The 13,989-nt window shown below is 46.7% G+C and carries 6 protein-coding genes; 3 read left to right on the forward strand and 3 right to left on the reverse strand.

Going from position 1 to position 13,989, the window contains the following annotated elements; genetic code table 11:
* Positions 1–731 precede the first annotated feature (731 nt).
* A complete protein-coding gene (locus QUA62_RS10480) occupies positions 732–4,154 on the forward strand; it encodes a PAS domain S-box protein (RefSeq protein WP_333403815.1) in 3,423 nt (1,140 codons plus the stop codon).
* Between the two features lie 46 nt (positions 4,155–4,200).
* Here QUA62_RS10480 and QUA62_RS10485 read toward each other — a convergent pair whose 3' ends face one another.
* Positions 4,201–5,268 carry an ABC transporter permease gene (locus tag QUA62_RS10485; protein ID WP_333403808.1) on the reverse strand — a complete coding sequence of 356 codons (1,068 nt, stop codon included), beginning with the start codon at positions 5,266–5,268 and terminating at the stop codon, positions 4,201–4,203.
* 153 nt (positions 5,269–5,421) lie between these two features.
* Complete coding sequence (locus tag QUA62_RS10490) at positions 5,422–6,555, reverse strand: AI-2E family transporter (RefSeq protein WP_333403809.1); 1,134 nt, start codon at positions 6,553–6,555, stop codon at positions 5,422–5,424.
* A 148-nt stretch (positions 6,556–6,703) separates the two neighbouring features.
* Between QUA62_RS10490 and QUA62_RS10495 the strand changes: the two genes are divergently transcribed.
* Together QUA62_RS10495 and QUA62_RS10500 are read left to right on the forward strand one after the other, a co-directional pair.
* Positions 6,704–6,901: a hypothetical protein gene (locus tag QUA62_RS10495; protein ID WP_333403810.1), complete on the forward strand. Its 198-nt coding sequence runs from the start codon at positions 6,704–6,706 to the stop codon at positions 6,899–6,901.
* 79 nt (positions 6,902–6,980) lie between these two features.
* Positions 6,981–8,768 carry an efflux RND transporter periplasmic adaptor subunit gene (locus QUA62_RS10500; protein WP_333403811.1) on the forward strand — a complete coding sequence of 596 codons (1,788 nt, stop codon included), beginning with the start codon at positions 6,981–6,983 and terminating at the stop codon, positions 8,766–8,768.
* An 835-nt stretch (positions 8,769–9,603) separates the two neighbouring features.
* Here QUA62_RS10500 and QUA62_RS10505 read toward each other — a convergent pair.
* Positions 9,604–13,341 (reverse strand): chemotaxis protein CheB, encoded by a 3,738-nt coding sequence (locus QUA62_RS10505; RefSeq protein WP_333403812.1) that lies wholly within the window; start codon positions 13,339–13,341, stop codon positions 9,604–9,606.
* Positions 13,342–13,989 lie beyond the last annotated feature (648 nt).

Here is a 13,989-nt window from a genome sequence, read left to right on the forward strand (position 1 = left end):
TATCCCTTGATTATTTCACAATTCTTTATTAACTAACTCAAAAATATAAAACCCCTCAAGGTCACGCAGCCCTAATTCAGTGCTTGAGTGATCGAAGCCCCGATCGCTCACAGGAGTCGTCCAAAAAAGCCAAAAACGCTTTACTTTGCTGGCGTTGATGAAATGCAGATGCTTCAATTATCCTCTTTGTAGTCGATGGCTTAGGCCCCGCTACGCTACGGGATTTTGGCGGCTTATCTTATTAATAGCAAATTTTTTAACACCCGATTGTCACAGAATTTACATTTGTCCTGGTTCTGTAGAAAAAATGAAAATCAAATTTTTATTAAGCAGGGGTAAGGTGGGGCATCTGCGCCAGGAGGAACTGATACAGTTTTAGATTTGAGATTTTAAATTTTAGATTAAAGAATTGAATAATTGGGAATGACTGATGACAACCAGGGTTGGATCGCGGGTCTACAATTGCATTTGTTCTAACCTGGTGTGACTTTTGGGCCGCGAGTCCCCAGAGAGATCGCCACATTCACGCAAGTAGTGGCATGATTAATATTACAATTTTTTACAGTAGCGGTGGAAACCTCAGCCCCGTTTTGAGCGATCGGCTACCGCACTTCACTATTGCTGTACAATTTTGTAACTTATATCTAGGGCATCTTTTAAACGACAAACGATCGGCAAACTCGGTAGGTGTCAGAATATTGATGTTATTGAAAAGTCTGAACAGTTGTCTGATGAAAAGCTCCCCCAAGATGTCACTGAGCCTAGTCTTGTTGATACCGCTGGTGGTGCAAATCTCCGTAGCAGTCGGCGTGACTGGATGGCTTTCGTTTCGCAACGGCCAGAAAGCCGTCAATGACCTTGCTACGAGGTTAAGCTTGGAAGTCGCAGCGAGGACTAAAGAAAATTTCCGCAGTTTTGGGGATGTGTCTCATTTATTCCTGCAAATGAATAGTGCTGCGATCGCCTCTGGAAACATAGACCCGGAAGACTTCCCCAACTTAGAGCGCTATTTGTGGAACCAGACCAAGCTGAGCGATCGAACTACAACCATCTACTACGGCGACGAACAGGGCAAATTCCTCTTGCTCAGGCGAGAAGCAGAAGACTTAGTATACATCAGAGACGAATCAACCGCTCCAAACCGCCAAATTTATCGCCTGGACAGCCAAGGAAATCGCACTGAGCTAATCCAAACCGTGTTCTATGACCCCCGTACTAGACCGTGGTACAAAGCTGCCAAAAAGTCAGGTAAAGCCACTTGGTCTCCCATCTACGTCTTCGCAGCCCCGCCAGTTCTGGGGATTACGCCGGTGATGCCTATTTACAATGAAACAGGAAACCTGCGGGGGGTATTGGCAATTGACCTGACTCTTTCTCAAATCAGCGATTTTCTCAAAAGCATCAAAATTAGCCCGTCGGGACAAATTTTCGCGATCGAACGCAGCGGCCAAATAGTCGCCAGTTCCACAGACGAATTGCCCTTTGTCACCGACAAAGACGGACAAAAACGGCTGTTGGCGACACAGAGCAAAAATTTGCTAATTCGATCGGCCTCCACATATTTGCAAAAACGATTTGGTAGTTTTGAACGCATTGACAGCAAAGGACAGTTTACCTTCGAGATAGACGGCAAACGTCAATTCATTACCGTTGCTCCCCTGCAAGACGGTCGTGGCCTCGATTGGCTGATTGTAGTCGCAATCCCGGAAGCAGACTTTATGGAGCAAATTAACGCCAACACTCGCACCACTATCTTATTGTGCTTTTTTGCCTTCTTACTGGCGATCGCACTCGGAATTTTCACCTCTCGCTGGGTTGTCAAACCGATTACCCGATTGTTGCAAGCTTCCAAAGCTTTAACAAAAATGTCCGAATCATCCGACTTCACCTCCGCAGAATTAAACGGCGAAGTCGAAGTTCAAGGCGTCAAAGAACTCGGCCTTCTAGCTCAGTCTTTCAACCAAATGGCCCGACAATTGCGATCGTCTTTTATTGCCCTAGAACAAACCAACTCTAGTTTAGAACAGCGAGTAGCAGAGCGGACTGCCGAACTCGAAGCTGCCGAAGCAGAATTGCGGGCTTTGTTCGCAGCTATGAACGAATTAATTATAGTTGTGGACGCCAGCGGCCGCTATTTAAAAATTGCGCCCACAAATCTTTCTCTCCTCTACAAACCAGCCGAAGAATTAGTGGGCAAAACAGTCACAGAGGTGTTTCCGCAAGCTACAGCCGACAATTTTATCCACCACATCCGAGCAGCTTTAGATACTCAGCAAACTGTCAGCATCGAGTACGATTTAACCATTGACGACCGCGAAGTTTGTTTTGCCGCCAGCATTTCACCGCTTTCAGAAGAATCCGTAATTTGCGTAATCCGCGACATTACCGAACAGAAGCGAGCCGAATCGGCGCGACGCCAAAGGCAAAAACAATTGCTCAAACAAAATACGGTTTTGGTAGAACTGGCAAGAAATAAAGCGCTGTATCGAGGCGATTTGCAAGTAGCTTTGAGGGAAATCACCGAAGCAGCAACTCATACCCTACAGACAGAAAAAGCTGGCGCGTGGCTGTATGATGAGAGTCGGTCGAAACTGCAATGTCTCGACCAATTTAGCCGCAGCAACCACCAGCATTCCCAGGGTAATGAACTCGCAGCAGCAGACTATCCAGCTTATTTTCAAGCTTTGGAAGAACACCGGACGATCGCAGCCGAGGACGCTCTCTCAGATATTAGAACTAGAGAATTTGCCGAATCTTACTTTTCACACGCTGGCACTACTTCTACCTTAGACGCGCCAGTGCGCCTCGGCGGACAAACAGTGGGAGTCATCTGTATCGAACAAGTGGGGACTACTCGCAACTGGACATTAGAAGAACAAAATTTTGCTGCTTCCCTGGCAGATTTAGTATCATTGGCGATCGAAGCCAGCGAGCGCGATCGTACACAAATCGCTTTGCGTCAAGCAGAACAAAAATATCGCAGCATCTTTGAAAATGCCGTCGAAGGCATTTTTCAAAGAACCCCCGAAGGTCGTTTCTTGAGCGTAAATCCTGCTTTAGCGCGCATCTACGGCTACGCCAGTCCCGAAGAATTAACATCAAATCTCACAAACATCAGACAGCAAGCTTACGTCAATCCTCAACAGGGCGACAAGTTTATGCGGGTGATGGAAGAAGTCGGAGAAATTTCGGGGTTTGAGTCAGAAGTTTACCGCGTTGACGGCAGTGTAATTTGGATTTCCGAAAGCGCGCGTGCAGTGTGCGACGCCGACGGCAAGGTACTCTACTATGAAGGCAGCGTCGAGGATATTAGCGATCGCAAAGTCTTTGAATCCGCCTTGCAACTCGCCCTAGAAGCAGCCGAAGCCGCTTCCACCGCAAAAAGCGCATTTTTAGCAAACATGAGCCACGAACTGCGAACACCTCTGAATGCCATCATCGGCTACAGCGAAATGCTCCAAGAAGAAACCGCAGAATTGGGTTACGATGAACTCACCCCAGATTTAGACAAAATTCGCACTTCCGGCAGACACTTGCTATCGCTAATTAACGACATTCTCGACATTTCTAAAATCGAAGCCGGCCGCATGGATCTTTACTTAGAAACCTTCGACATCGCCGCCTTGATTGAAGAAGTCGCCTCCACCGCCGCGCCGCTAATTGAAAAAAACGGCAACACTCTCAACTTGGATCGAATTACGAATATCGGCACTATGCACGGTGACATTACGAAAGTGCAGCAGATTTTATTAAATTTGCTGAGCAATGCCGCCAAATTCACTCAAAACGGTACAATTACCCTCACAGCCAGCCGAGAAAAAATTGCGGGCGACACCAGCGAAGCAAAAAAAGAAAACACTTCTGAACCTGCGGCAAGTTCTCAATCTTCAATGGCCAGTAAAGAATTTTTAGTTGTTAATTGTATAGATACAGGAATTGGGATGACTCCCGACCAGTTGCAGCAAATTTTCCAACCCTTTACCCAAGCAGACGCTTCCACCACCCGCAAGTACGGCGGCACCGGTTTGGGATTGGCAATCAGCCAGCGTTTTTGCCTCATGATGGGCGGCAATATTTCAGTAAAAAGTCAGGAGGGTGTTGGTTCTACTTTCACCATTCGCTTGCCGGTTAATCTGCAAAATTACGGGGCGTAACTGTTACACCGGCTATGCCTGAAAACTAGAAATTACTAACTCCCAATTACCTTTGAATGCTTCTCGGATCGAGAGCATCCCGCAACCCATCCCCCAATAAATTAAAGGCCAAAACAGTCAAAATAATCAGTATCGCCGGAGGCCAAACCAACCAAGGCTGCAACACTAAAATCGAAGCATTAGTAGACAGGGATAGCAAATTTCCCCAAGAAGGATCGGGCTGTTGAATTCCCAAGCCAATTAAACTCAAAACCGACTCCGCCACAATAAAACCCGGAACAGACAAAGTAGCAGAAATAATTACATAAGTAGCAGTTTGTGGCAAAACGTGGCGGACAATAATATAAATTGGATTGGCGCCCATTGCCCGCGCCGCTTGCACGAATTCTCGTTGTTTAATTGAGAGAACTTGGCCGCGAATCACCCGCGCTAAACTCGCCCAACTGATAAAGGAAGTAATCAGCACAATCAATATAAATCGCTGAGCACTTGTCAATCCCGGTGGCAATACTGCTGCTAGCGCTACTAATAAATAAAGACCGGGAATCGTCATCAATACTTCGGCGAAACGCATTAAAATACTGTCAATCCAACTGCCGAAATAACCAGATATGCCTCCGATAAACAATCCCAAGGGAAAAGAAATGGCTATTCCTACTAAACCGATGCTGAGGCTAATTCTGCTGCCGTGTACTAAGCGACTGAATTGATCGCGAGCTTGTTCGTCCGTACCTAAAAGATTAATTTGGCCTTCTCCTGTAGTGCCAAACAGGTGCCTGTCGAAAGGCAAAAATCCTAAAAATTTATAGGGGGAACCTTTGACAAACAAACCGAGAACAGAGGGTTTTTGCCAGTCTACAATTATCTCACGAGCACCGGTATTAGCATCCACCGGGCCCTGAGTAGTCGGATAAACGTGGGGCCCAATAAAGCGGCCATCTTGGGTGCTTAAATAAATCTGAGTCGGTGGCAGCAATGAACCGTTTAATTGAGAGTCGTAGGGGTCGTAAGGTGCCACAAATTCGGCCAAAAGCGCAACTGTATAAAAAATCAACAGTAGCACGGCTCCCAACCGAGCTAGAGGATTGTTTCTAAGATTTTGCCACCAGTTCATAAGTTTTTAGGTTTGAGATTTTAAGTGGGTTAGTAATAAAGACTAAAGTTCTTTGTAGAAACTTTAGTCTGTTCTTAATGGACTCAGCAGCCAAAAGTTAATTCCTGACTTATAACAGTTTTCATAACTGAATTACTTACTACAAAAATTAGACTACTTTTGTTCATCTCCGACCAATATTATTCTAGTTTCATCGTCTGGTATTTTCCCCAATTCCTCGCCGCTAAAAGGATTGTAGAAAAACGAGCCTGTTTGGGGCGGCAATTTGGGATTGAGTACAATTTCTACTATACTTTTTACTACCCCAGTTAGCGGAATTGCCAGGATAACTCCTAGCAATCCTCCCACTCTGCCTCCTAACAGCAAAGCTGTGAAAATAACTACCGGACTCAATCCGGTGAGATTGCCCATGATTCGGGGAGCTACTAAATTATCCTTGATTTGCTGGAGACCGATCGCCACTACCAACACTTGCAGCGCCAGCCACCAATCAATAAACGCTACAATTATACTAACAGTGCCAATTCCCAAGGTTGCTCCAATAAACGGAATTATTTCCGTCAATCCTATAAACACGGCAAATAACAGAAAAAACGGAACTTGCAGCCACCAAAAAGCCAGAGTTAGCGAGATAGCCATAAATAGTCCCAGCAATAACTGTCCCGATACAAATCGCTGGAGGTTTCGCTCCAAAGTCTCTGTTAAAACATAGCGAATGTCTGGGGAAAAAATGCTGGTCAAACCCTGCCACACTCTTTGCCCGTCTAGGAGCATATAAAAAGAAATCACGACAATAAAAATTAAGTCCAAAAACCAGTTAAAAGTACCGACAACTAAGCCTAAACCCGTACCGGCGATCGCCTGGACTTCTCCCTGGACTCTAGCTGACAGTTGCTGCTCCAATATTTGCACGTCAAACGGTAAATTGCGCTCGGCACTCCAGGCTTGAAATTCAGCTAGCTGCAGCCGCCCCGACTCCAGCAATTCCGGGAACCTCACCCCCAACTGCCTCGCTTGGCTGAACACCGGCGGCACAATAGTTACACCGATTACTACTACTATCACACCCGCAGTTAAATAAACCAGCGCCGCAGCTACTCCCCGGGGCAAAAATACTTGCAGTCTTTTTACTGCATAATTTAATAAAAATGCAACGAGTCCCGCAGTTACTAAAATGCTGACCAGTTCCCCAACATAACTGACAGCAGTTAGGGTAAACCATCCCGTCACTAGCACTAGCAGCCAAGTAATTAGAAACTGTTGGAGGGGAGAAAAGAGACTATTCATTTGGATTTTTTTTAAATAAAGTGGCACAACTTTTTCAGCAGATGTGCCGTATTATACAGTAAACACATGACAGTATAGATTAGGAATAATCAGTTCAAGATTAGACTGACTTTTGTGAGCATTGATAGATAGGTGACGGCCAAGCCACTTGGGGAGAGACAATGCCAGCCCGATCGCCCCCACGATCGCCAATCACGCTAATATTCAGTATGCCCCAGAGGCAGATCAAATTAAATCTCGATCGAACAAACTTCGATCGACAGTTAATCAAAATCGCCATTGTAGGGTGAAACGGCGCCATACTCACCCAAAAGGAGGAAGCGCTACTCCAGATACCCTCGGCTAAAATGAACTAAATAATATCGTAATCTTTCTTTACAATATAAAAAAAAAAGGAAAGGCTCATACTGGCGAGAGGAACTACCGTGACTAATAAAGTTTTTTCAGAAGCCGAAGAAAAGCAACCCCTTTCCCCCGTAGAGAGCGGGCGCGACAGGATCTCAGCAGTGGATGTAGCTGAAAGTGAAGTCTCAGACAACTCTCGCTGGCAATTCTCCGCTGAGGAAGATGAACGAGAAGTTGCGCTGGAAGTTCCAGAAATCGAGCAGGAACAGGTTTGGGAACCAGAAGCAACTGAAGTTGGGCCCCGCAAAGAAATCAGGTGGCCGGCCTTGTTGGCGGGCGCAGGGGTTGGCGTAGCTGCAACGCTGCTAGCAGTACACTTCACAGGGGGCAATCAGAGTTCGCGTCCTGCCGCTCCAATTCCATCGGTAAACCAGCAGGCGGCGGCTCCGACGGTGACAGTGGCGCCTGTGGAATCTGCCCAGGTGGGTGAAACTTTGGAAGCCATAGGCACCGTGGCCGCCTATGACTTGCTGCCGGTGCTGCCACAAGCCAACGGTTTGCAAATCAAGCAGGTGTTGGTGAATGAAGGGGATGCGGTAGAAAAAGGTCAGACGATGGCGGTTTTGGACGATTCGGTACTACGATCGCAAATTGCCGAAGCGCTGGCGGGAGTACAATCGGCCAATTCTACGGTAGAACAAGCCGAAGCTCAGGTACAGCAAGCTCAGTCAGCCCAACAAGAAGCCCAAGCCGGCGTTGCTCAAGCCCAAGCTGGCGTTGAAAAAGCCATCGCTGACGCAGCGCAAGCCAAAACAGGCGTCGGGCAGGCAAGAGCCGGTGTGGAACAAGCTAAAGCCGGTGTCACTCAAGCTAAAGCCGGCATTGCCTCCGCTCAGGCTAAATTAGATCAAGCTCAAAGAGAAGTAAATCGCACCCAAGGTTTGGCTTCTCAGGGAGTAATTAGTCAGCAAGATTTAGAAAGACGCAAGACAGAGCGGCAGACTGCTGTTCAAGACTTGAACAAAGCTAAAGCTGACTTGAATACAGCTTTGCAAGAACAGAATAAAGCAGCGGAAGAAGTGCAATCTTCTCTTGCTAAAGTAGCTACTGCTGAAGCTAATATTAGTACGGCTAGAGCAGCCCTCGCCAGCGCTCGTGCAAAAGTGAATACGGCCGGAGCGAGTGTCAGCAGTGCGAGAGCAAATGTCGGAAATAACGCAGCAAGTGTCCGCAGCAATGATGCCCAAGTCAAACAGTTACAAACTCAACTAGAACAAACAATTGTTCGAGCGCCCGATAGCGGCACTGTGGCTGAAAGAATTGGTCGAGTTGGCGATGTTTCTTCGGGAAGTCAAAAACTCTTTTCGATTATTCGCGGCAACAAGCTGGAACTGCAATTGAAAGTGCCGGAAACTCAAGTTTCGCGAGTGCGGCCGGGAACAGCAGTGCAAATTACTTCGGATTCTGACAAGCGGATTAAGTTGTCAGGAACTGTGCGAGATATTTCGCCGCTAGTTGACCCGCAAAATCGGCAAGCTACGGTGAAAATTGATTTGCCGGCAAGCGAGTTTTTGCGATCGGGAATGTTTTTGCGCGCATCCATTTCGACTGCAACGGCTCAAGGTTTGAAAGTGCCCGCTAAAGCTATTGTGCCGCAACCTGACGGCAGTTCTATTGTTTACAAACTTGTGGGCCAGGACAAGGTGCAGGCTCAACCTGTGGAACTCGGGGAAATTTCCGGGGGTGCGGTGGGCGATTTGACTGCTGCTAAGGTACAGATTAAAAAGGGTTTGAAGGCGGGCGATCGCGTGGTTGTTACTGGCGCTGGTTTTCTTAAGGATGGCGCTCAGGTTCAGGTTGGTAAATAGTTATATCGATTCCGGTTCCAGCGGCATCATTGTTGACTGTTGACTGTTGAGTGTTGAGGGTTGACTGTTGACTGTTGACTGTTGACTGTTGACTCGATTTTATTATTGTGATGCAACCGGAAACAATATTCGATCAGGAGATATTATTAGAAATAATATCACTTGCGGTTGCGCCGGAATGATATCAAATCCCATCTTCATCTTCCTGATAAAGTCGAATCAAGCTGTCAACAAATATAAGGCGCAATTTTCACTTTTTTGACTCATATCGCATCTGTTAGCATCGGAATTATTCCTATATCTATTCTCGACCTCTGCGTGAATCAGCGTCAATCCCTTCTCATTTGCGGTTAATACATTCTCTTTTTTTCACCGCAGATACAGGCAGATAAACACAGATTAATATCAATTCCGGTTGCACCGGAATTATTGTTGACTGTTGACTGTTGATACCAATTTAATGTGAAGTTGCACATATCTCGATCCCCCTAAATCCCCCTTAAGAAGACCCACTTTGAGAAGAATCTTGTCCCCCCCTTATTAAGGGGGGTTAGGGGGGATCAGATTCTATGCAGCCTCATAAAAAATTGGTATGAGTCGGGGTCGAAAAACTTAATGGTTAAGTGTTAACTGTTGACTCGATTTTATTATTCCGATGCAACCGGAAACGATATAACGCAGATGAATTAGATCAATTCCGGTTGTACCGTCGGGAATTGTTGACTGTTGACTGGATTTTACTATTCCGATGCTACCGGAATTGATATCACAATCAACAGTCAACAGTCAACAGTCAACAGTCAACAATCAACAGTCAACAGTCAACAGTCAACAATCATGGGATCTCTGTTCGTATCGGCAACCTCACGGTAAACGTTGCCCCTTGTCCCTCACCTGAACTTTCTGCATTAACAGTACCGCCGTGGAGTTCTACTAAATGACGGACGATCGAGAGTCCTAGCCCCAATCCAGACTCTCTGCGAGAGAAACTGCTATCCGCCTGACGGAAGCGATCGAACACATAGGGGAGAAAATTAGGGTGAATGCCCTTACCAGTATCGCTAACTTGGATTTGAGCCATGCCATCAATGTAGTCTAATGCGATTTCAATTTTTCCTCCGGCTGGGGTGAATTTAATCGCGTTTGAAAGTAGATTCCACACTACCTGTTGTAAACGGCTTGGATCGCCCAATACGTTTAGTCTTAAAGAAGTTAGCTTGGATTCCATTTGAAGATTTTTCGCTTCTGCTGCCAAACGAACCACCTCCATCGCATTTTTAACCAGTGGATTCAGCTCAATTTCAGAAGCGTTGAGGTGAAACTGGCCTGTGGTAATCCGCGAAACGTCTAAGATGTCATCGATGAGCTGGTTTTGTGCTTTGGCGGCGCGCTCGATCGTTTTTAGCGCCTCCTCGGTTTTAGCCTGGTCAAATTTTTTCAGGCGCAGCAACTGTGTCCAGCCAATGATCGCATTGAGCGGCGTCCGCAGTTCGTGAGAGAGGACGGACAAAAACTCATCTTTGATGCGGTTGGCGTCCTCAGCAGCCGCACGAGCCAATTGTTCTTGAATCCGGAGGCTGCGTTCTGTCTCCAACTGTTTTTGCTCGGTGATATCCTCGATCGCCAACAGAATCATCTGTGTATCACCCATCGGAGGCATTTTGCGGCCATTGAGCTGCATTATTTTATGCCCGATATGCTCAAAGTCATGCTCGACCTCAAAATCGTGAAACTCGGTCTTTCCGGCCAGAATTTCTTTTAGGAGCGATCGCAACTTGGGAATATTCCACTGTCTGTTACCGAGATCGAAGATTGAGTGTTGCTCAGTGTCGATCGGCTGCACCTGAAACGTCTCGTAGAAAGAACGGTTGGCGGTGATCGCCTGCAGGTTTAGATCCAGCACTAGCAACGGTTCCCGCACGGTTTCCACGATCGTTTCGGCGTAATTTTTCGCTTCCATCAACTGCTGGGCGCTGACTTTGAGATCGTGGATATCCACCAACATCACCACAGCCCCATCAATCTTGTGGTCGATCGTCCGATACGGTCGAATATGCAGATCGAACCAACGACCCTCTCGATCTTGAACCTCCTGAACTTTCCAATGGAGGGTACGGATCACGTCTACAATCATTGGCTCTAACTCCGGCACTATCAACTTGTGAGTGATGTCGCTCACACAGCGCCCGACATCGCTAGAAATCAAGTTGAAGATGCTTTCGATTGCGGGAGTAAACCGGCGGATTCGCAGGTCGCCTCCCACCATCAGGATCGGAATATTGATGGTGCTGAGCAGATTCTGTAAATCGTTAGTCACCCGAGTTGATTCAATATTGCGCCGCTGCCATTCGTCATTAATCGTGTTTAGTTCTTCATTGGTTGCCTGAATCTCTTCTTTTGCGGTTTCGAGTTCCTCATTTGTACTTTGCAACTCTTCGTTGTTCGACAAAATCTCCTCGTTGGCGGCTATCAAATCTTGGTTAGCGGCTTGATGTTCTTGGATGATCGATTGCAGGTGGTCTTTGGTGTTTTTGAGTTCTTCTTGCAGCCTCGCAATCTCCAAACTTTCACCATCTAAAGCATGGAAGTTGACTCTACCATCGTTTGCAGCAGCAGGCATTGCAGGGATCGGCGCCTCATCTTGAAACAAAACTAAAAAATAGTTTTTTGCTACAGCGCCTGTTGGGAATGGAATCACATTAATTCTGACGAGGCGCACGATCTCGCTTTCTCTAATTTTCAAGCCGGTACGTTCGATCGGCAACTGCTGCTGGGAGGCCTGTTCAATTGCAGTGCGGAGTTCGACGCGCAATCCTTCTTTTGCCATTCTCAGCAAATTCAAGCTAGCCCTACCGGGAGACGGTTCTAGGTAGGGATTCGTCTGTCCTCGAAATTGCAGAATCTCCCTGGCTGTGTTAATTACGACGCCGACAGGCGCATAGTCATTCAAAACAATGCGATCGGCCTGTTTCTCGATTTCCATTTCGTTTAAGCTTTCCGCCTGCTGCGGTGGAAAGTTGATGGCTGTCGCAGGATAGTTGCTAGCAGTTAAATCCATGCTTAGCCAATGCGACAGCAGTTTTTTAGTATAAATTTTGCTCTTTTTGTCTAATACCGCAAACAATTCTGAAAACTCACCAACCGTTTCCGAAGTGCCTAACAGCAAAAAGCCCGCGGGTCGAAGCCCATAGTGAAAAATTGGCAGCACCTTTTTCTGCAACGGCGGGCCCAGATAGATCAGCACGTTCCGACAGGAGATCAAATCCATCCGGGAAAACGGCGGATCGCCGATCAGGTTTTGTTTAGCAAAAACGCAGAGTTCGCGCACCGAGTGAGCGATTTGGTATCCGCCCTCGACTTGCACAAAGAACCGATGCAGGCGTTGGGATGAAATATCCGCGACTTGGGCTGACGTATAAAAGCCGCGGCGCGCATGGGCGATCGCATTTTCGCTGATGTCGGTCGCATAAAGCTGAATCGGCAGATCCGTACCTCGATCTGCTAAAAACTCTAACAAGCAGATGGCGATCGAGTAAGCTTCTTCACCGGTTGAACAGCCGGCCACCCAAATTCGGATCGGTGTTTTCGACGATTTATTTTTAACGATTTCGGGAAAAACATTGCTGGTTAAGGCCTCAAAGCTTTCGGGGTCGCGGAAAAAGCTGGTGACATGAATGAAGATATCGTGATAAAGCGCCGTTACTTCTGTCGGGGTGTTTTGGAGATATTCGGCATAATCCTCGATCCGTTCCAGCTTGTACAGCAACATCCGCCGCTGCATCCGCCGCTTCAAGGTGGTTTGTTTGTAGTGAGTAAAGTCAACTCCTGTAGCCGCGCGCAGCAACCTGTAGATGGTGGCGATCGCATCTTTACTTTCGATCGCATCTTCGCTGGTGGTTGAGTCTGTCGCAGGTCGATCGGCCATGTAGGGATGACGGCTGATCTCTGCTATTTTCTCGGCAATTTTTTCCGGTGTCAAGATAAAGTCTACCTGACCCGTAGCCACCGCAGTGTTCGGCATACTGCTGACTTGTGCCGATCCTTCACATTGGGCAAAAGTAATACCGCCTGCAGCCTTAATCGCTTTTAATCCTTGGGCACCATCGCCGTCGCCCCCGGACAAAACGACTCCGATGGCTTGGTTCCCGCGTTCTGCGGCGAGGGAAACCAGAAAAATATCGACGGACATAAATATCCCGCGTGCTCTGCCGCGAGGCGTTAGCTTCAGCACCCCTCGATCGATGGTCATGCTGACATTCGGGGGGATGACGTAGACATGATTCGGTGCTACGGGCATCCCATCTGTTATTTCATGCACGGGCATCTGGGTCGATCGAGCCAGGAGCTCACTCAACACACTTTCCTGAGTCGGCAACATATGCTGGATTATTACAAACGCCATGCCCGTATCGATCGGCAAATGCCTGAGTAATTCGGTAAAGGCTTCCAATCCACCCGCAGAGGCTCCTATTCCGACAACGGGAAATAACTCGTTTTGATTGTTTTGTTGCTTGCCTTCAGCATCCATATCAGCTTGAGCTTTACATTTTTTGAATTTATTTTTATTAATCATTTATTCTACCGCCTATCTTGCTGTTTGAATAAATTTTATGATGATAAATTTTTATTTTTATTATATTAATACTTATATAATAAAATCAAGGATCGCGCATCTACCTGGAGATATATTGAGCGGGTGCATTCGGCGCGAGCGATTTTCAAAATCTATTATTATTATTATTATTATTATTATTGAGAGTCCTACTGCTTTGATAATGGGGGACAATCGTGAGGGTTGAAGCCGTCATAAATTCTACTAATTGTACTGTTGAAAGTAGAGCAAGAGTAAATTTATCACATTCTGCGATCATCGTAGCACTTATATGAATGTTGGCCACCACAGACTCCAGATATCCTAAATCCGTCCACTCATCAAGGAACTTCAAACCCGAATCTTGTCCGCCCTTCTCAAGCAGTGGGGCGAGGGAGAAGCTGCGCGAAAAGAAAACAGTACAACTAAGTAGATAAACTTAAAAAAACAGAACACCCTACAGAAGGGCAATTAATTTCGTTTTTAGGCAGATTGTGGCATCGCAAATTCGCTAGCGCCCTGTCGATGTAAACTATCTCTGGATGATTTTCTAGTATCGGCTCAATAAGTAGGGGTAGCAGAAGAAAAAAGTAAGCAGAGTACACAAAGTGTCATAAAATAGGACATATG

The organism is Microcoleus sp. MON1_C1 (genome assembly GCF_036701945.1).
Lineage (GTDB): Bacteria > Cyanobacteriota > Cyanobacteriia > Cyanobacteriales > Microcoleaceae > Microcoleus.

Coding starts and splice junctions, on each gene's coding strand:
- QUA62_RS10480 (WP_333403815.1), top strand. CDS start 732: ATGAAAAGCTCCCCCAAGATGTCACTGAGCCTAGTCTTGTTGATACCG.
- QUA62_RS10485 (WP_333403808.1), bottom strand. CDS start 5,268: ATGAACTGGTGGCAAAATCTTAGAAACAATCCTCTAGCTCGGTTGGGA.
- QUA62_RS10490 (WP_333403809.1), bottom strand. CDS start 6,555: ATGAATAGTCTCTTTTCTCCCCTCCAACAGTTTCTAATTACTTGGCTG.
- QUA62_RS10505 (WP_333403812.1), bottom strand. CDS start 13,341: ATGATTAATAAAAATAAATTCAAAAAATGTAAAGCTCAAGCTGATATG.